We start from the raw sequence: 20,434 nt of genomic DNA on the forward strand, positions 1-20,434 counted from the left end.
GGTCAGGCTGCCTTTCCGGATGCGGCTGGGGCTGCAGGAGCAGGAGCGGGTGCTGCGGCGGGACTGGCCGGCGCGTTGCCCGGCCTGCCTTTCTTGCCATCGGCGCCGGGCGGCGTTTCTGGCGCGCGGTACGCGAAGCGCATCGAGAAATCGAACAGCCGGCGCTGCTCGCGCAGGTTGTTGGTCATGGTGACCGCCTTGGACTCGATCAGCTCCGCTTTGTCCAGCCACGGCACGCCGCCAAGGTTGCGCAGCAGTTCGGAGATGCGCTCGTTGGACTGTGCCACGCCGGCGATGGTGAAGGCCTCGCCGGCCTGCTTCAGGCTGGTCAGGTAGACGCCTTCGGGCACCTGGCGCACCAGTTCCTCCAGCAGCTGGACTGGGCGGTTGCGCTCGGTCTGCAGGCTTTCCACCGCCTTCTGGCGCTGCAGCAGCGCGTCGATATCCTTCTTGAGGTTATTGACCTCGCGGATCTGGCCGTCGAGCCTGGCGTTCTCCGCGCTCAGCACCTGGTTCAGCGCGACCACGGAATCGATACGCCCGTCGATGTAGAGCCCGCCCAGCAGCACGACCGCGGCTCCCGCCGCGGCGGCGCCGACCAGCGTGGAATAGACCTTCTTGCGCCGCGCCGCCTTGCGGGCTTCGTGGTAAGGCAGCAGGTTGACCGAAGGCAGCGTGTTCGTAGACATTCGATTGCCTCCGGTGCGTTATTGCAGGCCGCGCAGAGCCAGGCCGGCACTGACGATATACGCCGGCAGGTCACGCTGCAGGTAGCGCTCGTTGACCTTGGCGTTGGTCGCCATGTTGGCGAACGGATTCGCCAGCGTGGTGGTGATCTTGGTCTGCTGCTGGATCGCCGCCTGCACGCCCAGCAGCGATGCATGGCCGCCCGACAGCAGGATCTCGTCGACACGTCCCAGGCTGGAACTGGCGATGAAGTTGCCGATCGCGGCCTGCACTTCCAGCGCCAGCGCGTCCAGCGATGGCTTGAGCAGTTGCGCGCGCCACGCTTCGGGCAGCGTGTTCTTGCGCTTCTTGATCTCGGCCTTGAGCGCGTCGAGCGTGAACATGCGCGCCGCGCTCTGCGTGAGCTGGTCGCCGTAGCTGTTCAGCGGCTGCTCGTAGAGTTCTTTCCAGCCCTGGTAGAAGATCGCCTTGGAGCGGCTGCCGCCGAGGTGGACCACCGCCACCACGGGCAGTGCGCGGGCATCGGCCTCGGACATCTCCTGGGGCACGCCCAGCATCTGCACGATCGAGCGTTGCACCGCGTACTCTTCGACGTCCATCACCTGCGGCTTGAGCCCGGCCATTTCGGCGGCGGTCACGCGCTCCTGCACGCGGTCGCTGTTGGCCGCGGTGACGCGCACGCCGATGCCGCCCTCGGTCTCGCTGGGGCCGATCACGGCGAAGTCGAAGTTGACCGCCTGCGATGGCGGATAGAGCCGGTGCGCCTCGGACTCGACCTGCGAATACAGTTCGTCCTCGGACAGGTTGTCCGGCAGGCTGACCGTCTGTGATTCGGTCAGCATGGACGGCACGCCCAGCACCACGTCTTTCGAGCGGATGCCGGCCTTGCCGAGCGCACGCCTGAGCGCGATCCCGACGGCTTCAATGTTGATGACGTTGCCATCGGCAACGGCATTGCGGTCCAGCAGTTCGCTGGCGCACTTTTCCAGTCGATAGTCGTGCTTGCCGCCACCGACGGACAATTCGACTACCTTGATACTGGACGACCCGATATCCACGCCGACCGTAGTCCGGCGCAGAAGCCCCGACAAAATGCCCCGTCGCAAGGTGACCCCCCTGACTTTGAACTCGCCCACGGCTTGTACGCTCTAATCGGGCGAGCCTTGTTTCTTGACCGAAACACTTGCTCTTATGTTGGCCGATTCTCACAAAAACCGGCATCGGTGGCAATGTGCCGGTCTGACCACGGTTCCTTTTTCAGAAGGCTCTCGCCAATCCGTTGCCAAAACCCCACGGTCGTCGGGTTCCCTTCCGCCTAAGCTTGCTGCATGCAACTTCGCCCTGCATGCCGGCTTCCGCCGTATTACATCTTGTAACAGCGCGGTAGCGACGCGCGGGCCACTGCGCGGTCGGAGCGCCCGATGCCGGAAGATATAATGCCCGGCACCCCTGACTAGGTATTTTCCTTATGGCCACAGCACAACAGAAGCCGTCCCACCCTGCGCGCCGCCCGCTTTTGGCGCGCTTCATGTTCTGGGCGGTGGGGCTGGTTGTTGCCGGTGCCGTCGTGATCGCACTGCTGCTTGGCTATGCGCTGCTGGTGGCCGCGCCTAACCTGCCCTCGCTGGACACCATCACCGACTACCGGCCCAAGATTCCGCTGCGCATCTACACCGCGGACAATGTGCTGATCGGCGAGTTCGGCGAAGAGCGCCGTAACTTCGTGCCGATCGCCGAGATCCCCGACGTGATGAAAAAGGCCGTCCTGGCGATCGAGGACGACCGCTTCTACGAACACGGCGGGGTCGACTTCGTCGGCGTGATGCGCGCGGGCCTGGCCAACCTGCGCGGGGGCCTGTCGCAAGGTGCGTCGACCATCACCATGCAGGTGGCACGCAACTTCTTCCTGTCGAGCGAGAAGACCTACACCCGCAAGATCTACGAAATGCTGCTGGCGTACAAGATCGAGGCCAACCTGAACAAGGACCAGATCCTCGAGCTGTACATGAACCAGATCTACCTGGGCCAGCGCGCATACGGCTTCGACAGCGCCGCGCGCGTGTACTTCGGCAAGTCGGTGCGCGACGTGACGCCGGCCGAGGCCGCCATGCTGGCGGGCCTGCCCAAGGCGCCGTCGGCGTACAACCCGGTGGTCAACCCGCGCCGCGCCAAGGTGCGCCAGGAATACATCCTGCAGCGCATGCGCGACCTGCGCTACCTCACCCCCGAGCAGTACGACACAGCGGTGCGCGAGGAACTGAAGGTGCGCACCGAGGGCAACGAGTTCTCGACCCACGCCGAGTACGTCGCCGAGATCGTGCGCCAGCTGATGTACGCGCAGTACCGTGAAGAAACCTATACGCGTGGCCTGACGGTCTACACCACGCTGACCAAGCCCGACCAGGATGCGGCGTACGAAGCCGTGCGCACCGGCATCATGAACTACGAGCGCAAGCACGGCTACCGCGGCCCCGAGGCCTTTATCGACCTGCCTTCCGATTCGGCCGAGCGTGAGCAGGCCATCGACGATGCGCTGGTCGAGCACCCCGGCAGTGGCGACCTGCGCTCGGCCGTGGTCACCAGCGTGTCGTCGAAGCAGGTCAGGGCCACGCTGCTGTCGGGCGAAGTGGCAACCATCGAAGGCTCGGCGCTGCGCTTCATCTCGCCGTCGATGTCGGCGAACGCGCAGCCCAAGATGAAGATGCGCCCGGGCGCGATCATCCGCGTGACGCAGGATGAGAAGGGCAACTGGTCGGTCACGCAACTGCCGGAAGTGGCCGCCGCGTTCGTGTCGCTGAACCCGCAGGACGGCGAGATCCGTTCGATGGTGGGCGGCTTCGACTTCAACCGCAACAAGTTCAACCACGTGACGCAGGCCTGGCGCCAGCCGGGTTCGAGCTTCAAGCCATTCATCTATTCGGCGGCGCTGGAGAAGGGCTTCTCGCCGGCCACGGTGATCAACGACGCGCCGCTGACGATCGGCCCCGATACCGGCGGACAGGTATGGGAGCCGAAGAACTACGACGGCCGCTTTGAAGGCCCCATGACCATGCGCCGCGCATTGGCCAAGTCCAAGAACCTGGTCTCGGTGCGGATCCTGCGCGCGATCGGCACGCAGTATGCGCAGGACTACATCACGCGCTTCGGCTTCGAGGCCGACAAGCACCCGGCCTACCTGCCAATGGCACTGGGCTCTGGCGCCGTGACGCCGCTGCAGATGGCGGGCGCGTACTCGGTATTCGCCAACGGCGGTTACCGCGTCAACCCGTACCTGATCCAGAAGGTTGTGGACGCGCGCGGCAATGTGATCTCCGAAACCCATCCGCAACGCGCCGGCAGCGACGCCGTGCGCGTGCTCGACGCTCGCACCGCGTTTATCGCCGATACCATGCTGCGCGACGTGGTCCGCTTCGGCACCGCCAACAGCGCCAAGCAGCGCCTGGGCCGCAACGACCTGGCCGGCAAGACCGGCACCACCAACGATGCGGTCGATGCCTGGTTTGCCGGCTACACGCCCAACCTGGTGGCGATCGCCTGGATGGGCTACGACCAGCCCAAGAGCCTGGGCGTGCGCGAGACCGGTGGCGGGCTGGCGCTGCCGATCTGGGTCGGCTACATGAGCAAGGCGCTCAAGGGCGTGCCCGAGTCGCCGGAGCGGCCGGCGCCCGAAGGCGTGCTGATGGTGGGCGGCGACTGGACCTTCGAGGAGAACGCGGGCGGTGCCGGCGTGGCCTCGGTCGGCCTGGGCGATCCGTGGCCGGGCAAGCCGGACGAATCCACGACGACACCGTCGCCGGATACCGAGCAGGAAAAGAAGAAGATCCTGGAAATGTTTGGCGGCGCCTGATCGCTCGCCAGCCCCCAGAAAGCAGAAAAGCCGGCCATGGGCCGGCTTTTTCCTTGCGCAACGCGTGCTGGCTTCAGCCCAGCTTGAGCGTGGTGCCGGCCTGCTCGCTCACATAGCCCGACAGCGCCGCGTACAGCTCGCCGCCGTTGCGCGTGTCGACCCAGCGCTCGCCGTCGCGGCGGAAATGGAAGCCGCCGGAGCGCGCCGCCACCCACAGTTCCTGCATCGGCGCCTGGCTGTTGATGATGATCTTGGAGCCATTCTCGAACTCCAGTTCCATCACATTGCCGGTGCGGCTGATTTCCACATCGGCATCGGCTGCGTCGGCGGCCGCTTCGACCGCGGCTTCGATGCGGTCCAGCTCCTGCGTGGCCAGGACCAGGAACTCGCTTTCGCTCAAGGGGGGCATGCTAAACTCCGAGACCGCCGTTGCCGCCGCTGCCCGAATGGGGCGTACGTGGCGCGAACGGCGTTTTTTGTTGAGATTTCATGTAGTGCAGTGCTTGGACGACCCGGCCCGCCATGCGTCATTGGCGTCAGTGCGCCGGAATCCGCCAACGCCGTGCCAACAGCCTAAAGGACGACCGATGGGACGACCGATGCTGCGTCGTGTTGCGATTGTATCGGCGTTTGCCGCCACCCTTGCGATGCCCCTGCTGGGCGGATGCGGCATCCGCGGGCCGCTGACCTACCCCAAGGTGCCGCCTGAGCCGACCCCGCCGACCGTGGCCGATCCCGGCCTGGGCCGCGCCGATGCGGTGCCGGTTCCGGCGCCCGCTCCGGCACCTGCGTCATCGCCCGCCGCCCCCACTACCCGATAACCATGACCGCATTCTTTCATCGCCAGGACGGCACGCTTGCCGTCGAGCAGGTGCCGCTGGCGCAGATCGCCGCTGAATTTGGCACGCCCACCTATGTCTATTCGCGCGCGGCGCTGACCGCCGCGTACCAGGCCTACGCCGCCGCCTGCCAGGGCCGCAAGGCGCAGGTCCAGTACGCCATGAAGGCCAACTCCAACCTGGCGGTGCTGCAAGTGTTCGCCAAGCTGGGCGCGGGCTTCGACATTGTCTCGGGCGGCGAACTCAAGCGCGTGCTGGCCGCCGGCGGCGACGCGCGCAAGGTGGTGTTCTCGGGCGTGGGCAAGAGCGCGGCGGAGATGGAACTGGCGCTGGCGCACGACGTGCGCTGCTTCAATGTCGAGTCGATCCCCGAGCTGGATCGCCTGAACGAGGTTGCCGGCCGTGTCGGCAAGCGCGCGCGCGTGTCGCTGCGCATCAACCCGGATGTCGACGCCAAGACCCATCCGTATATTTCCACCGGCCTGAAGGGCAACAAGTTCGGCATCGCCTTCGAGGACGTGCTGCCGACCTACCGTGCCGCGGCCGCGCTGCCGCACCTGGAAGTGACCGGCATTGACTGCCATATCGGCTCGCAGATCACCGAGGTCGAGCCCTACCTCGAAGCGCTGGACAAGGTGCTGGACGTGGTCGAGGCGCTCGGGCGCGAGGGCATCAACCTCGAGCACATCGACGTCGGCGGCGGCCTGGGCATCACCTATACCGACGAGACGCCGCCGGACATCACCGGCTTTGCCACCACGCTGCTGGAACGCGTGGCCGCGCGCGGCCACGGCCACCGCGAGGTGCTGTTCGAGCCAGGCCGTTCGCTGGTGGGCAATGCCGGCGTGCTGCTGACGCAGGTGGAATTCCTCAAGCCTGGCGAGGCCAAGAATTTCTGCATCGTCGATGCGGCCATGAACGACCTGGCGCGTCCGGCCATGTACGAGGCTTACCACCGCATCGAGCCGGTCGCGCTGCGCGACGGCGCGACGGTGACCTACGACATCGTCGGCCCGGTGTGCGAGTCGGGCGACTGGCTCGGCCGCGACCGCGCGCTGGCGGTGCAGCCGGGCGACCTGCTGGCCGTGATGTCGGCGGGCGCGTACGGCTTCACCATGAGCTCGAACTACAACACCCGCCCGCGCGCCGCCGAAGTGATGGTGGACGGCGCGCGCGTGCACCTGGTGCGCGAGCGCGAACTGGTCGAGGACCTGTTCCGCGACGAGCGCCTGCTGCAGGACTGATCTCCACCGCGCAGCCGGCGATGCGGCCGGCTGCGGCCGGCTGCCGTACGTCAGGCCCTGCCCTTGCGCGCCCACCACCAGGCCCGCATCCCCAGCAGCACGAACACCACCGCGGCATAGATCGAGACTTCGCCGAAGTCGTTCTTGCCCGCCTTGTGCCACCAGTAGTGCAGGATCGCCAGCACGGCCGTCGCATAGACCAGCTTGTGCAGCGCCTGCCAGCGCTTGCCGCCCAGGCGGCGCACCATGCCGTTGGTCGACGTCAGCGCCAGCGGCACCATCAGCACGAAGGCCGTGAACCCCACCGTGATAAAGGGACGCTTGTACACGTCCTTGATCATGTAGGCCAGGTCAAAGCCGCGGTCCACGCCGATCCACAGCAGGAAGTGCTGCAGTCCATAGAAGAACGCAAACAAACCCAGCATGCGGCGCAGCCTGATCAGCCAGTTCCAGCCGGTCAGCCGGCGCAGCGGCGTGATCGCCAGCGTCAGGCACAGCATCACCAGTGTCCAGGTGCCAGTGGAGCGGGTGACGAATTCCAGCGGGTTGGCGCCGTATTGTCCGGTTGCGCCCAGGTAAAGCAGCCGGATGAACGGCAACAGCGCCAGCAGCCACAACATGAGCTTGATGGCGCGCACGCGCTGCGGCGACAAGGCAGCCAGGCCGGCCGGCTTGCGCGCCACCCCGCCCGCGGCGGTCGCGGCGTTGGTTGTGGAAGCCATGCGTTCACCCTGCATCAGAAGTTCTTTTTCAGGTCCATGCCCTGGTACAACGATGCCACCTGCTGGCCGTAGCCGTTGAACGGCAGCGTCTTGCGCTTGGGCGCGAACAGCGCGCCAAAGCCGCCGCCGCGGTCTTCGCCGATACGGCGCTCGGTGGCCTGGCTCCAGCGCGGGTGGTCGACGTCGGGATTCACGTTGGAATAGAAACCGTATTCCTGTGGTGCCGCCAGGTTCCAGCTGGTGGGCGGCTGCTTGTCGACAAAGCGGATCTTCACGATCGACTTGGCGCTCTTGAAGCCGTATTTCCACGGCAGCACCATGCGCACCGGCGCGCCGTTCTGGTTCGGCAGCACCTCGCCATACAGGCCGAACGTCAGCAGCGCCAGCGGGTGCATCGCCTCGTCCATGCGCAGGCCTTCGCTGTAAGGCCAGTCGAGCACGCTGCTGCTGACGCCGGGCATCTGCTTCTTGTCGGCAAGCGTGATGAACTGCACGTATTTCGCGCCGGGTTGCGGCTCGACGCGCCTGATCAGCTCGGCCAGCGGATAGCCGATCCAGGGGATCACCATCGACCATCCTTCGACGCAGCGCAGGCGGTAGACGCGCTCCTCCATTGCCGCGACTTTCATCAGCTCATCGAGATCGTAGACCTTGGGCTTCTTCACCAGCCCTTCCACCGACACCTGCCATGGGCGTGGGCGCAGCGTGCCGGCGTTGCGGGCCGGGTCGGACTTGTCGGTGCCGAACTCGTAGAAGTTGTTGTAGGTGGTCACGTCCTCGTAGGGCGTACGCTTCTCGGTGATGACGTAGGCGTTGTTGGGCGTGGCGGCCAGCTTAGGGCCGTGCTGTCCCTGCGCCCAGGCGTTGCGGGCAAACCATGGCGCCAGCGTGGCGCCGGCGGCGCTCGCGGCTGCCACCGCGAGCATGCGGCGGCGCGACTCGAAGACATCGCGGGGGGTGATCTCGTCGGTGGCGATATCGCCACCGCGAAGCCATTTGGGTGAAGGAATCAACATGGTTTTCCTCGTTTCCTGGCGCTTGCAGGATTGGACTCAGGGCTTGGTCGTGGCGTGCGGACCAATCCTGACAAAATTTTCGGTGCGGCGCAGGCGCCATGCCGGCGGCTAGCCGCCCTGGTATTGCTGGTAGACCGCCTGCGCCAGCGTCAGCAGCCGGGCGCGCTCCAGCGGGCCGGCCAGCGCAAAGCCGAGGTCGCGGTCGACCCAATAGAACGCCATCGGCGCCGGCCCGGCCGGCCGCCGTGCACCTTCGCGCGGCATGCGCTCGACGCGGAAGCCCGTGTCGGGCGTGCCCTGCGCCATGCGCCGCAATTGCAGCGACAGGCGCGTGCCGTCGTCGGCTTCATACATCAGGATGGCGGACGGGCCACCCTCGGCCACGCCCAGCCGTCCGCCGATCAGGTGGAAGCCCTGCGCGCGCAGGTCGGGCACCTGCAGCGCCGTGCCGAGGCGCTTGGATAACCATGCGATCAGGTGCGCCTCATCGCTGGCGGCGACTTCCACGGGGTGGCGCATTTCCGGCGCATAGACCACGTGCGTGGCCAATGCCTCGCGCGCAAAGCGCTCGCCGGGGGCCATCGCCACGGTGGTGCTGCCCATGCGATCGTGGGCGAGCCAGCCGAGCGCGCCCCCGAGCGCCAGCAGTGCCACCGAGGCACAGGTCGCGGCCAGCGCCATGGTCCAGCGCGGCGCGCGCCGGCGCCCAGCCTGGCGCGGCTCGCCATGCAGGGCGGGCGGCAGCGCGGCCAGCGGCACCGGTTCGTTCAATACGGGATCCAGCATGCCGTGCAGCGCATCGGCCTGGCGGCGCCACGCGGCGACCTGCGCCGCCGCGTCCGGGTGCTGCGCCAGGTACGCCTCCACCGCGGCGCGGCGCGCGCCGGACAGCTGGCCGTCGGCGTAGGCATGGAGATCGGCTTCGTGGATCGCGGACATCATTTCACCCGCTGCAGTGAGCTGGCGGCAGCCACCGGCTGGCCGGTAGCGCCGCCATCGAGCAGCCGCCGCATTTGCTCGCGCGCACGTGCCAGCCGCGACATCACCGTGCCTTGCGGAATGTCGAGCACGCGCGCCGCCTCGGCATAGGTCAGTTGCTCCAGGCTGACCAGCAGCAGCACCGCGCGCTGGGCTTCGGGCAACTGCGCCAGCGCCTGCAGCAGGTCGCGGCGCAGGCCAGGGTCGACCGCGGGCGCGCTGACCTCGGGGAGGGTATCGGTGGCCACCACCAGGTCCTTGCGCCGCAAGCTGTTCAGGCGCAGCCGATGCATCAGGGTCAGCAGCCACGGCAGGAGGCCGTCCGCGCCGTCGCCCCACCAGGCGCCGGGGCGCAGGCGGAAGCGCCAGCGGTAGCGTAGCGCGCGCTCGAGCGTGTCCTGCACCAGGTCGTCGGCCTGTGCCGCGTCGCCGGTGAGGCCGCGCGCGTGGCGCCGCATCCGCGGCGCCAGCGCTACGAGCTGGCCTTCAAAGCCTTCCATGCCGTGGCTGGCGTCAGCGCTTCAGCGGTCAGGGCTTGGCGACGTGCCAGACATTGTTGAGGTTGTCGCCGGTCTTGTCGCCAGGCTTGGCGTCCTTGGCAAAGCGATACAGCGGCATGCCGCGGTAGGCCCACTGCTTGGCACCGTCATCGCGCGTGATGATGGAGTACTGGCCCGACGCGTTGGTGCCCGGCGCTGCCATCAGTGGCGGCCAGTTGGTTGCACAGGGACCGTTGCAGGCGCTCTTGCCGCTGTTGGCGGTGTCGCGGTCGAAGGTATACAGCGTCAGGCCCTGCGGATCGGTCAGCACGCCATCGGTCACCTTCACCGTGGGCGGCAGGGTGCCGGCGCTGCCGCCGCCCAGGCCCATGCCGGAACAGCCGGCGAGCAGGACGGCCGCGCAGCCGAGCGCCAGCGCGGCGGGACGAACGAGGGATGCTGCAGAGGTAAGACGCACACGTGCCATGATCTTTTTCTCCATGCTAACCGGTGCCGCCAGCCGGCACCGCTCCTCAAGTAAACACCGGATGTGATGCCTTTATTCCGTCACGTTGCAAAAAAGTCGAAAAAAAACCTGCCCGGAGGCAGGTTTTTTTGCATCGCACCATGGTGCGTCGTGCATAGCGGTCAGAGTTCGCCGTAGCTGTGCAGGCCCGAGAGGAACATATTGACGCCAAGGAAGGCGAAGGTCGTCACCAGCAAGCCAACCAGCGCCCACCAGGCGGCCACGGTGCCGCGCAGGCCCTTCATCAGCCGCATGTGCAGCCACGCCGCGTAGTTCAGCCACACGATCAGTGCCCAAGTCTCCTTCGGGTCCCAGCTCCAGTAACCGCCCCAGGCTTCGGCCGCCCACAGCGCGCCGAGGATCGTGGCAATGGTAAAGAAGGCAAACCCGACCGCGATGGCCTTGTACATCACGTCATCGAGCAGTTCCAGCGACGGCAGCCGCTCGGCAAGGATGCCCCGCTGCTTGAGCAGGTACGCGACTGACACCATCGCGGCCAGCGCAAAGGTGCCATAGCCGATAAAGTTGGCTGGCACGTGGATCTTCATCCACCAGCTTTGCAGCGCCGGCACCAGCGGCTGGATTTCCTGCGCATTGCGGCTGACCGTGTACCACAGCAGGAAGCCCACCGCGGCCGACACCACCAGCATCACGAACGGGCCCAGCGCGCGCGTGGCGTAGCGGCCTTCGTAGTACAGGTAGAACAGCGAAGTGATCAGCGTGAACAGCACGAACACTTCATACAGGTTCGAGATGGGGATATGGCCGATGTCGGTGCCGATCAGGTACGACTCGTACCAGCGCACCAGCATGCCGGTGAAACCCAGCACGATGGCGGCCCAGCACAGCTTGCTGCCGATGCTGTAGCCAGTGTTCGAGCGCGTTGCCAGCCCGACCCAGTAGAACAGCGTGGACAGGAACACCAGCGCGCTCATCCACAGGATGGCCGACTGGCTCGACAGGAAGTACTTGAGGAAGAAGGCCTGGTCCGCGCGCGCCAGCTGGCCCTGGTACAGCTGGATCGCAGACAGCGACAGCACCGCCAGCCCCAGCATCAGGGGCCGTACCGGCTTCCAGTTCCAGCCGAGCAGCGCAAAGGTGGGCACGGCGCCGATCAGCACGGCCTTGTCGTAGCCATCCATCCACTGGCCGTATTGCGACAGCGCAACGCCCGCGCCGACGGCCAGCGCCAGCGCGAACAGCCAGTCCACCCACGTCAGCCGACGCAGGAAAGAAGGTTCGAGATAGGCCTCATCGCCAGCGCCCCCGTGGGCGGGCGTGGCGGGCGTGGCTTGTGTGGTGCCGCGCATGGCGTGGTCGGCCGGGTTCACGTTTGAAGACATAGCGTACCTGCTCGTTTAATGGCTGCCGCCCTGGTGTGGCGCTTCAGTGGGTGTCCCGCCGGCGGCACGGCCGACGTCGTCGCGCAGTGCCGAGAACTCCTTTTCGAAGTCCATCGTGCGGCGCTGGGTCGACATCGCCATCAGTACATGGCTGCTGGACGCCGTGGTCTCGCTCTCGGCGGGGTTGTCCTTGATCCAGATCCAGACGCGGCGCTCGCGGATATAGAACATCGCGAACACGCCCAGCGTCAGCAGCAGACAACCAAGATACACGATGTTCTTGCCCGGCGCACGGGTCATCTGGAACACGCTTGCCTTGATTTCCTTGAACTCGTCGAGCTGCAGGAACACCGGTGCGCCGTAGAAGAAACTGTCCGACAACGCGTTGATCGCCTGCTGCAGGAACGCACCGCTCTGTGCGCTGTTGGGCACCACCGGCAGCTTGTCCTGGTCACGCGCGAGCTGCCACAGCTCCCACATTGAACCGTTCAGGATCTTCAGCAACACGTCGGCGGCCTTCTGCTGCTCGGCCTGCGGCACCGACTTTTCCAGGAACGCCGCGATCGCGGTAAATCCGCCCGGCGGCGAGTCCGACGTGGGGCGCGTGGCGCCGGCGAACAGGTCGAGTGCGCGCAGCGCGCTTTCGGCAAGCTGGCGGCGCAGGTCAGCCTTGTCTGCGCCCGGCATCGATGCCAGCGCAAAGCGGCGCGCGGCCTCGCCGCGCAGCGCACGGTCCTGCAGCGCGGCACGCAGGCGCATCCAGTCGGCGACGCTGCTTTGGTCGTCGGCGGGAATGCGCAGGTAGCGGAACTGTTCGCTCGGCGATTCGCGCATGCCGGCCAGGAACACAGACTGGCCGTCTATCTGCACCGGCACCATGTAGTTGTTGTACTCGCGCGCCTGGCCGGTGCGGTCGCGCAGCTTGTACTGCACCGAGGGGCCGACGTTGCGCAGCGTCTTGGCGCGGTCGGCGCTGGCTGCGGCGCCCAGGTGCTTCTCCAGCGTCTCGTTCAGCGATTTGCGCGCGACGCCGCGCGCATCGGGCTTGCCCGAGGCATCGGTGACGTTCTCGATATTCATCAGGCGGAAGTCGCTGAATTCGACCGTCACGCCCTCGCTGTCCGCGCTGGTGCCGGTGCCCTTCAGCGGCGCATTGCCGCCCACCGCGCCGTCGATGGCAAAGGGGTTGCGCGCAGCACCCTGCATCGGGTAGCCGACGAACTTCAGCCGCGAGCCGCCGTCCTCGAAACTGGACTGGTAGATGGCGATGCCGTCGACGATCAGCGGCTCGTTCACCTTGATGGTGGCCTCGGTCTGCTTGCCGGTGGCGCGGTCGGTGACGATCACGTCGGAGGCGAACAGCTTGGGCATGCCGGTCTCGTAGAAGTCGATCGAGAACTTCTTGAGCGTGAGCGCGAACGGCAGGTCCTGCACCAGCGCACCATCGGCGACGTTCAGGATCGCCGTCGACACGGTCGAACCCTCAGGCACGTAGGCATTGCCACGGAAACCGGGGTTGCTCGCCGCCAGCCGGTGCTGTGGCGGGATCTCGCTGATCACCGCGTTGCCGCGGATCGGCGTCTTGCCACCCAGCCACATCTGCGCGCGGATCAGCATGTCGCCATCGAGCAGGCCACCGATGCAGATCACCACAATAGCGGTGTGCGCCAGGATATAGCCGACCTTGTTGGCGGCCCCCGCCTTGCCCGCCAGCAGCGTGGCGCCGTCATGCTCGACGGCCTTGATGCGGTAGCCGCGGTTGCGCAGCAGCGCGGACAGCCGTCCCACCGCCTCGGTACGCGTGCGCGCGCCGTCGAACTCGCCGCGATGGTGGAAGGCGCGCAGGCTGCGCTCGCGCACCTGGTCCTTCCACGACCGCATGTCCGCGACCATTTTGGGCGCATTGCGCACCAGGCAGAGCGAGGTCGACACCACCAGGAACGCCAGGATCAGCAGGAACCACCACGAGCCGTAGACCTTCTGCAGCGACAGCGAATGGAAGACATCGGCCCAGAACGGCCCGAACTGGTTGACGTAGTTGGGATACGGCTCGTTCTGCTTGAGTACCGTGCCAACAATGCTCGCGATGGAGATCACCGTCAGCAGCGTGATCGCGAAGCGCATCGAGGACAACAATTCGACCGCGTCGCGCAACACGCGGTGAGGGGTCTTCAGGTGCAGCCCTGAAGTAGAAGCGGTCGACATGTGCAGTGGAACCCAAGACAACGTGCTGCTTTGAAATGAAAAAGGGTGGACTTGCTTCGACAAGCAGGCCACCCTTTTCGATTGTGACAGGCGCGTTCGGTTGCATGCCACACGGGCTGCATGCCGAAGCGCCGGCGCCTGGCGGCGCCAGCGTACTACGCTAACGTCGTTACCGGACGCCGGCGACGTAGTCCGCCACCGCCTTGATCTCGGCATCCGACATCTTGGCGGCGATGGTCGTCATGACCGAATTGTTCTTGCGGGTGCCCTGGCGGAACGCCACCAGTTGTGCCTCGGTGTATTCCGACCACTGTCCGCCAATACGCGGATACTGGGCCGGGATGCCGGCACCGGCAGGACCATGGCAGGCGGCGCAGGCCGGCACGCCCTTGGCGGCGATGCCGCCACGGTAGATCTTCTGGCCTTCTTCGATCGTGTCCTTGTTCTTGGCGGTGGCAGGCTTGATCGGCTGCTTGGCCAGGTAGGCGCCGATGTTGCGCATTTCGTCGTCGGTCAGCACCGATGCCATCGGCACCATGATCGCGTTATTGCGCGCCTTGGACTTGAAGTCGGCCAGTTGCTTGTGGACGTATTCCGGATGCTGGGCGGCCAGCTTGGGGTTGGCGGCGGCCGCGCTGTTGCCGGCGGCGCCGTGGCAGCTCAGGCAGGCAGGCACATTGCGATCGGGAGCGCCCTGCGTGTACAGCGTTTCACCCTTGGCCGGATCGGCCTTCGCGGCGGCCTGCTCTGCGGCAGATGCCAGTCCGGAAAGGGTGGCTGCAGGAACGGCCAGAGCCAGGACACCCAGAATCTTCGCAATGCGGTTCATTCGCACACCTTCTCTGAATTGTTTTGGATACCGTAATGCATGCCGGCCGGCACTCTGCCGGCGGTGAGGACGCGCCGGGACAAAGGCCTGACATCGTGGCGACCCGCGCGGATGACCGATCCGCTGCGGCATGCCTGGCGGCAGACCCCCGCCAGCCCCTGCTCCGCTGCCGCGGCACCTGAAGTTGACCCCAGGTGCAACGCATGGTGCGTAACAAGGCCTTGCCCACGATAGGACGACACAACGAGGCTTCCCGTCCGGACAACGGCAGCCGAGCCACGCGGCAAAGGATGTCGCGCGTCACCCGATCAGGAGACCGTAAACCGGCGTATTGTACAATAAGTTATGTGCCGGATTGATGCCTTGCGCCCTGCTGTGCCGTCTTGAAGCGGTACCGGGCTGCGCCAGATCAAACCCGGCGAGCGGCCCCGCCGCAGCCCTCCCCACCCTGGCGGTAACCCGGCCACGGCCAGCGCCCATTGCGCCGCCGCGGCACCCCGCCCTACCGCTATCGCGCATGTCCCTCCTTCACCAGGCCCGCTTCTTCATTACTGTCAACCACCTGCGCGACCTGCCCGCCACGGCAGTGCCCGAGGTAGCGTTCGCCGGCCGCTCCAACGCCGGCAAGTCCACCGCCATCAACATCCTGTGCAACCAGAAGCGGCTGGCGTTTTCCTCGCGCACGCCCGGGCGCACGCAGCACATCAACTATTTCACGGTGGCTCCGGTCAAGGCGCCGGACCCGCAGGCATTCCTGGTCGACCTCCCCGGCTACGGCTATGCCGAGGTGTCGGGCTCGGCCAAGTACCACTGGCAGGGCCTGCTCAGCGACTACGTGCAGACGCGGCCGCAACTGTCGGGCCTGATCCTGATGATGGATGCGCGCCGGCCGTTTACCGATCTCGATTGCCAGATGGTCGAGTGGTTCCTGCCCACCGGCAAGCCGATCCACGTGCTGCTGACCAAGGCCGACAAGCTCACCAACAGCGAGAACGCCAATGCGCTGCGCGAGACGCGCAAGATGCTGCAGGGCTATGCCGAGCAACTGGCAACGCCGGTGCCCCTGACGGCACAGCTGTTTTCCAGCCTCAAGCGCCGCGGCATCGAAGAAGCGCAGGGTGTGATCGCCGGCTGGCTCAACCTGCCCGAGGCGCAGAAGGACGTGGCGCAGGATGCTGCCGCGGCCCCGACGGCTGAGCCGCCTGCTCCCATGGATCCTGCGTCCCCTGCGGCATAAAGCCGCAGCGTTGCAAGGGCGCAAAAAAAGCACGCAAAAAAAAGCCCCGCTGCAAGCAACGGGGACAAACTTTCCCGCCGCTGGGGCGGGTACCCGCTCAGGGAGGAGTAGCGGGGAACACCCGCGCCACGCAAGGCGCAACGCATAGTGTCCGCGAGTATGATGGCGGGCACGCACAAAAGTTTAGTTTTTCTTCAGCCGGCATCTTTGCGCCGCGCGCGCAGTGCCTGCCGGCTGGCAAATTGGGACTTTTCTGTCCCGTCTCCAGCACAAGAAGCCTGCCATGTCGACCTTCCCCGAGTACCGCCCGCGCCGCATGCGCCGCGACGATTTCTCCCGCCGCATGATGCGCGAGCATCGCCTGTCGCCGGACAACCTGATCTACCCCGTTTTCATCCTTGACGGCCAGAACCAGCGCCAGTCCGTGGCCTCGATGCCGGGCGTCGAGCGGGTCTCCGTGGACCTGCTGATGGCGGTGGCCGAAGACTGCGTCAAGCTTGGCATCCCGGTGCTCGCGCTGTTCCCGGTGATCGACCCGTCGCTGAAAACGCCGGACGGCATCGAGGCCATCAATCCCGACGGCCTGGTGCCGCGCGCGGTGCGTGCGCTGAAGGACCGCTTCCCCGAACTCGGCGTGCTGTGCGACGTCGCGCTCGACCCCTACACCAGCCACGGCCAGGACGGCGTGCTGGATGAAAACGGCTACGTCATCAACGACACCACCGTCGACATCCTGGTGCGCCAGGCGCTGGCCCAGGCCGAAGCGGGCGTCGATATCGTGGCCCCGTCAGACATGATGGACGGCCGCATCGGCGCGGTGCGCACGGCGCTGGAAGACAACGGCCACATCCATACCCGCATCATGGCCTACTCTGCCAAGTACGCGTCGGCCTTCTACGGCCCCTTCCGCGACGCGGTGGGCTCGGCGGCCAACCTGGGCAAGGGCAACAAGATGACCTACCAGATGGACCCGGCCAACACCGACGAGGCCCTGCGCGAAGTGGCGCAGGACATCCTCGAAGGCGCCGACATGGTGATGGTCAAGCCCGGCATGCCGTACCTCGACATCGTGCGCCGCGTGAAGGACGAGTTCAGCTTCCCGACCTACGTCTACCAGGTCAGCGGCGAGTACGCGATGTTGAAGGCCGCCGCGCAGAACGGATGGCTCGACCACGACAAGGTCATGATGGAATCGCTGCTGGCCTTCCGCCGCGCCGGCGCCGACGGCATCCTGACCTATTTCGCACGCGACGCCGCACGCCTGCTGGCCGCCTGATCCATATCGCTCTATTCGGGAACTCGCGCCTATGGAACTGCTCGGCTTCTCGGCCAGCCAGGTACACCCGCTTGCCTCGCTCGCCGAGGCGGGCGGCTTCCTCAGCGGCAATGCCGCCGCGCTGTTCGTCTGGGCAGACTTTTCCACCGAGGAAGTCACCGCCGCGCCCGACACCTGGCGCGAGAATGTGCGCCAGCTTGCCGGCGCCTCGATCCTGGACCTGCACCTGGCCGACGCCACCAATGCCGCGCATCCGTCGTACTTCGACACGACCAATGCGTATGACATGGTGATCTTCCGCAAGCTGACCTTCGAGACCAGCCGCGCGATCGCCGAGGCCGAACCGCAGGAGGCAACGCCGGCCAGCGCGGCCAGGATGCCGGGTGATGGGGCCGCCCGTGCGCGGCGGTATCCGCCCGGCTTCCTCCCCGCGCTGGCCAAGATTGATACGCAGCCGGTTACGTTTTTCGTCTTCGATACACTGCTGGTCACCGTCCGCAACGGCCCGTCGCGCACAGTCGACCAGGTACGCCAGCGCCTGCTCGAGCTTTGCCAGGCGCCGCGCCCGCAAGCATCGGCCGCGCGCGGCAACGGCCAAACGCTGCTGCACGGCGTGCGTCCGCCGAACCGGCCCGAAGACCTGATGCTGCGCCTGCTCAATGCGATGGTGGACCGCTACCTGGAACTACGCGCCCCGCTCACGCGCCAGCTCGACCGCTGGCAACGCGCGCTGCTGAACTCGCGGCGCAGCTTTTCCAGCTGGGAAGGCCTGCTGGATGCACGCATCCAGCTGCGCAAGCTGGAGCACCTGAGCGAGGAACAGCGCGATGCGTTGCAGGAATTCCGCGACAGCCTGCTGGACAACCGCTACAGCAGCGACCAGCACGGCACCCCGGTGGATATCCCGGGTCGCGACGAAGTGCTGCTGGTGCGCATCAACGATGTGATGGAGCATATCCAGCGCGTGCTTGCGCATGCGCGCCGGCTGGAAGATTCGATCGAGTCGGCGGTGCAGATCCACTTCTCGGCGGTCGCGCACCGGACCAACCGCACCATGCGCATGCTGACGCTGATCACGGCCCTGTTCATGCCGCTGACGCTGATCACCGGCATTTTCGGCATGAACTTCGAGCGCATGCCGTGGCTGCAGGCGCCGGACGGATTCTGGTGGTCCATCAGCCTGATGGGGGCGGTGGTGGTAGTGCTTGGCGCGCTATGGCTCGTGGCGCGGCAGCTGGAGCGCTAGCGCAGGGGCGGGTACGCCTCAGGTGCTGGTGCGCTGGCCGAAGGCGCGCTCCAGGCTTTCCAGGAAACGGTTGGCCGACTGGTAGCCGATCACGCGCACCGGCCGCTCGCGGCCATCCGGTCCGAACAGGATGATCCCCGGCGGGCCAAACAGCCCGAAGCGCTTGAGCAGCGCCTTGTCGTCGGCATTGTTGGCGGTTACGTCCGCCTGCAGCAGCACGATCTCCGACAGCCGCGCGCGCACGCGCGCGTCAACGAAGGTCATGCGCTCCATCTCCTTGCAGCTGACGCACCAGTCTGCATAGAAATCGAGCAGTACCGGCTTGCCGGCCGCGGCGGCCTGCGCCACGCGGGCATCGAGTTCGGCCACGCTGCGCACGCGCTCGAATCGCACCGCCTGGGTCGTGCCGGCGCTTTCCGCACCGCCGCGGCCGACGCTGAGGTGCGACAGCGGCTGCAGGGGATCGCGCCCGCCCGACGCCACGCCGATCAGTACGATGGCTGCGGCGATCGCAAACAAGACCCCCAGGCCCTTGCCCACGCGCGCCAGGTTGCGCGGATCGGGACCCAGCCCGTCAAAGGCGCCGAGGAACACCGCCGCGACCAGCAACAGTACCGCCAGCAGCAGCATCGTCGCCCACGCCGGCAGCACCGGCCCAAGCATCCACAGGGCCACGCCCAGCAGCAAGAAGCCAAAGAAGCGCTTGGTCACTTCCATCCAGCGCCCGGCGCGCGGCAGCAGGTTGCCGGCGCCTACGCCCACCAGCACCAGCGGCACGCCCATGCCGATCGCCATCGCAAACAGCGCCGCCCCGCCGATGACCGCATCGCGGGTCTGCGCGATATAGGCCAGCGCCCCCGCCAGCGGCGCGGTCACGCACGGGCCGACAATCAGCGCGGAGATCGCGCCCATCGCTGCCGCACCGGCCACCTGCCCGCCCTGGCGCCGGTTGGACGATTCCGTCAGCCGCGTCTGCCAGCGCTGCGGCAGCTGCAGCTCATACAGGCCGAACATCGACAGCGCCAGCGCCACCATCAGCGCGGCGAACAGGCCCAGCACCCAGGGCGTCTGCAACGCGGCCGACAGGCCTTCGCCAAGCATCCCGGCGGCCACGCCGACCGCGGTGTACACCACCGCCATGCCCAGCACGTAGGCCAGCGACACCACCAGCGCACGGCTGCGCGTGACGTGCTCGCCGACGACGATCGAAGACAGGATCGGCACCATCGGCAGCACACACGGCGTGAAGGTCAGCAACAGGCCCAGGCCGAAGAAGAGCGCCGCGATCAGGGCCACGTTGCGGCTAGCCAGCGCGCCGGCGATGCGGTCGCTGTCATCGGCACGCAGCGTGGCCGCGGGCGCCGGCTGGGCCGGCTGGGTTAGCGCAGGGGCTGCAGCAGTGGCATCGGAGCGCCCGCGTTTGCCGAACAGGTCGGCCAGGCCGGCGCCGCCGACCTTGTAGATGCTTTCCATCGGCGGATAGCACAGGCCCTTGTCGGCGCAGCCCTGCGAGGTGACCGTCAGCGTCCACTTGCCGTCCGCTGGCGCCGCCACCACCGGCACGCGGATGGTCACGCTGTCGCGGTACGTTTCCATCTCCTTGCCAAAGGTGTCGTCGAACTTGACCTTGCCGTGCGGGAAGTCAGGCGTGCCGAGCTTCACGCCGGCAGGCTCAGTGGCAAAGGCGAATCGCTCCCGGTACATGTAGTAGCCGGGCGCGACATCGAAACGCACCTCCACGGTGTTGTCGTCGATCTGGCGCGCGGCGAAGCGGAAGGCTTGCTCCGGCGGCAGGAAATCGGCTTCCGTGGCGGCCTGCGCTGCGCCAGCCAGGCAAAGCCAGGCCAGTACCGCCAGCAGGACTGCGGCAATATGCCGCGCCTGAACCAGACCGCGTGCCCGCTGCGGAAGTGCCAAACCGATGTTCATGAAGCTGTTTCCTGTCTGTCCTGGCCACTGG

The 20,434-nt window shown here is 66.7% G+C and carries 18 protein-coding genes; 6 read left to right on the top strand and 12 right to left on the bottom strand.

The window, feature by feature from the left end; all coding sequences use genetic code 11:
* Positions 1-2: 2 nt before the first annotated feature.
* The gene (locus LPA45_RS16220; protein ID WP_116320323.1) at positions 3-689 is read right to left on the bottom strand and encodes a PilN domain-containing protein; all 687 of its coding nucleotides are present in this window, start codon (positions 687-689) and stop codon (positions 3-5) included.
* Positions 690-707: 18 nt separating this feature from the next.
* Positions 708-1,778 (bottom strand): type IV pilus assembly protein PilM, encoded by a 1,071-nt coding sequence (gene pilM, locus LPA45_RS16225; protein ID WP_195431139.1) that lies wholly within the window; start codon positions 1,776-1,778, stop codon positions 708-710.
* A 377-nt stretch (positions 1,779-2,155) separates the two neighbouring features.
* On the opposite strand from pilM, the gene LPA45_RS16230 reads away from it, so the two are divergent.
* The gene (locus LPA45_RS16230; protein WP_116320325.1) at positions 2,156-4,534 is read left to right on the top strand and encodes a penicillin-binding protein 1A; all 2,379 of its coding nucleotides are present in this window, start codon (positions 2,156-2,158) and stop codon (positions 4,532-4,534) included.
* Positions 4,535-4,607: 73 nt separating this feature from the next.
* On the opposite strand, the gene cyaY is transcribed toward LPA45_RS16230, so the two are convergent.
* A complete protein-coding gene (gene cyaY, locus LPA45_RS16235) occupies positions 4,608-4,943 on the bottom strand; it encodes an iron donor protein CyaY (protein WP_116320326.1) in 336 nt (111 codons plus the stop codon).
* Between the two features lie 190 nt (positions 4,944-5,133).
* On the opposite strand from cyaY, the gene LPA45_RS16240 reads away from it, so the two are divergent.
* The gene (locus tag LPA45_RS16240) at positions 5,134-5,355 is read left to right on the top strand and encodes a hypothetical protein (protein ID WP_116320327.1); all 222 of its coding nucleotides are present in this window, start codon (positions 5,134-5,136) and stop codon (positions 5,353-5,355) included.
* A gap of 2 nt (positions 5,356-5,357) precedes the next feature.
* The gene (lysA, locus tag LPA45_RS16245; protein WP_116320328.1) at positions 5,358-6,617 is read left to right on the top strand and encodes a diaminopimelate decarboxylase; all 1,260 of its coding nucleotides are present in this window, start codon (positions 5,358-5,360) and stop codon (positions 6,615-6,617) included.
* Positions 6,618-6,667: 50 nt separating this feature from the next.
* Here lysA and msrQ read toward each other — a convergent pair whose 3' ends face one another.
* From msrQ to LPA45_RS16285, 8 genes are all read right to left on the bottom strand, one after another.
* On the bottom strand, positions 6,668-7,339 hold the full coding sequence (gene msrQ, locus LPA45_RS16250) for a protein-methionine-sulfoxide reductase heme-binding subunit MsrQ (RefSeq protein WP_376790616.1): 672 nt from the start codon (positions 7,337-7,339) through the stop codon (positions 6,668-6,670).
* 14 nt (positions 7,340-7,353) lie between these two features.
* Positions 7,354-8,355: a protein-methionine-sulfoxide reductase catalytic subunit MsrP gene (msrP, locus tag LPA45_RS16255; protein ID WP_116320330.1), complete on the bottom strand. Its 1,002-nt coding sequence runs from the start codon at positions 8,353-8,355 to the stop codon at positions 7,354-7,356.
* A 108-nt stretch (positions 8,356-8,463) separates the two neighbouring features.
* Complete coding sequence (locus LPA45_RS16260; protein ID WP_116320331.1) at positions 8,464-9,297, bottom strand: anti-sigma factor; 834 nt, start codon at positions 9,295-9,297, stop codon at positions 8,464-8,466.
* Entirely contained in the window at positions 9,294-9,833 is a 540-nt protein-coding gene (locus tag LPA45_RS16265; RefSeq protein WP_116320332.1) for an RNA polymerase sigma factor, read from the bottom strand. The genes LPA45_RS16260 and LPA45_RS16265 overlap by 4 nt, the downstream gene beginning before the upstream one ends.
* A 28-nt stretch (positions 9,834-9,861) precedes the next feature.
* Positions 9,862-10,299 (bottom strand): hypothetical protein, encoded by a 438-nt coding sequence (locus LPA45_RS16270; RefSeq protein ID WP_116320370.1) that lies wholly within the window; start codon positions 10,297-10,299, stop codon positions 9,862-9,864.
* A gap of 161 nt (positions 10,300-10,460) precedes the next feature.
* Positions 10,461-11,681, bottom strand: coding sequence for a c-type cytochrome biogenesis protein CcsB (gene ccsB, locus LPA45_RS16275; RefSeq protein ID WP_116320333.1), 1,221 nt, complete (start codon positions 11,679-11,681; stop codon positions 10,461-10,463).
* 15 nt (positions 11,682-11,696) lie between these two features.
* A complete protein-coding gene (locus LPA45_RS16280; protein WP_116320334.1) occupies positions 11,697-13,886 on the bottom strand; it encodes a cytochrome c biogenesis protein ResB in 2,190 nt (729 codons plus the stop codon).
* Between the two features lie 169 nt (positions 13,887-14,055).
* Complete coding sequence (locus LPA45_RS16285) at positions 14,056-14,715, bottom strand: c-type cytochrome (protein ID WP_116320335.1); 660 nt, start codon at positions 14,713-14,715, stop codon at positions 14,056-14,058.
* 517 nt (positions 14,716-15,232) lie between these two features.
* Here LPA45_RS16285 and yihA point away from each other — a divergent pair.
* From yihA to LPA45_RS16300, 3 genes are all read left to right on the top strand, one after another.
* Positions 15,233-15,952: a ribosome biogenesis GTP-binding protein YihA/YsxC gene (gene yihA / locus LPA45_RS16290; protein WP_116320336.1), complete on the top strand. Its 720-nt coding sequence runs from the start codon at positions 15,233-15,235 to the stop codon at positions 15,950-15,952.
* A 283-nt stretch (positions 15,953-16,235) separates the two neighbouring features.
* A complete protein-coding gene (hemB, locus tag LPA45_RS16295; RefSeq protein WP_116320337.1) occupies positions 16,236-17,228 on the top strand; it encodes a porphobilinogen synthase in 993 nt (330 codons plus the stop codon).
* 31 nt (positions 17,229-17,259) lie between these two features.
* Positions 17,260-18,474, top strand: a complete 1,215-nt coding sequence (locus LPA45_RS16300) for a magnesium transporter CorA family protein (RefSeq protein WP_116320338.1) — start codon at positions 17,260-17,262, stop codon at positions 18,472-18,474.
* 18 nt (positions 18,475-18,492) lie between these two features.
* On the opposite strand, the gene dsbD is transcribed toward LPA45_RS16300, so the two are convergent.
* A complete protein-coding gene (dsbD, locus tag LPA45_RS16305; protein WP_317925539.1) occupies positions 18,493-20,403 on the bottom strand; it encodes a protein-disulfide reductase DsbD in 1,911 nt (636 codons plus the stop codon).
* Between the last annotated feature and the right edge of the window lie 31 nt (positions 20,404-20,434).

Source organism: Cupriavidus sp. Agwp_2 (genome assembly GCF_040784895.1).
GTDB lineage: Bacteria > Pseudomonadota > Gammaproteobacteria > Burkholderiales > Burkholderiaceae > Cupriavidus.

Bases quoted from the DNA above. Each gene is read 5' to 3' on its own strand.
- dsbD (WP_317925539.1), bottom strand. From the start codon at position 20,403: ATGAACATCGGTTTGGCACTTCCGCAGCGGGCACGCGGTCTGGTTCAG.
- yihA (WP_116320336.1), top strand. From the start codon at position 15,233: ATGTCCCTCCTTCACCAGGCCCGCTTCTTCATTACTGTCAACCACCTG.
- LPA45_RS16260 (WP_116320331.1), bottom strand. From the start codon at position 9,297: ATGATGTCCGCGATCCACGAAGCCGATCTCCATGCCTACGCCGACGGC.
- LPA45_RS16265 (WP_116320332.1), bottom strand. From the start codon at position 9,833: ATGGAAGGCTTTGAAGGCCAGCTCGTAGCGCTGGCGCCGCGGATGCGG.
- LPA45_RS16240 (WP_116320327.1), top strand. From the start codon at position 5,134: ATGCTGCGTCGTGTTGCGATTGTATCGGCGTTTGCCGCCACCCTTGCG.
- msrQ (WP_376790616.1), bottom strand. From the start codon at position 7,339: ATGGCTTCCACAACCAACGCCGCGACCGCCGCGGGCGGGGTGGCGCGC.
- LPA45_RS16220 (WP_116320323.1), bottom strand. From the start codon at position 689: ATGTCTACGAACACGCTGCCTTCGGTCAACCTGCTGCCTTACCACGAA.
- cyaY (WP_116320326.1), bottom strand. From the start codon at position 4,943: ATGCCCCCCTTGAGCGAAAGCGAGTTCCTGGTCCTGGCCACGCAGGAG.
- lysA (WP_116320328.1), top strand. From the start codon at position 5,358: ATGACCGCATTCTTTCATCGCCAGGACGGCACGCTTGCCGTCGAGCAG.
- LPA45_RS16230 (WP_116320325.1), top strand. From the start codon at position 2,156: ATGGCCACAGCACAACAGAAGCCGTCCCACCCTGCGCGCCGCCCGCTT.
- LPA45_RS16285 (WP_116320335.1), bottom strand. From the start codon at position 14,715: ATGAACCGCATTGCGAAGATTCTGGGTGTCCTGGCTCTGGCCGTTCCT.
- LPA45_RS16280 (WP_116320334.1), bottom strand. From the start codon at position 13,886: ATGTCGACCGCTTCTACTTCAGGGCTGCACCTGAAGACCCCTCACCGC.
- ccsB (WP_116320333.1), bottom strand. From the start codon at position 11,681: ATGTCTTCAAACGTGAACCCGGCCGACCACGCCATGCGCGGCACCACA.
- hemB (WP_116320337.1), top strand. From the start codon at position 16,236: ATGTCGACCTTCCCCGAGTACCGCCCGCGCCGCATGCGCCGCGACGAT.
- msrP (WP_116320330.1), bottom strand. From the start codon at position 8,355: ATGTTGATTCCTTCACCCAAATGGCTTCGCGGTGGCGATATCGCCACC.
- LPA45_RS16270 (WP_116320370.1), bottom strand. From the start codon at position 10,299: ATGGCACGTGTGCGTCTTACCTCTGCAGCATCCCTCGTTCGTCCCGCC.
- LPA45_RS16300 (WP_116320338.1), top strand. From the start codon at position 17,260: ATGGAACTGCTCGGCTTCTCGGCCAGCCAGGTACACCCGCTTGCCTCG.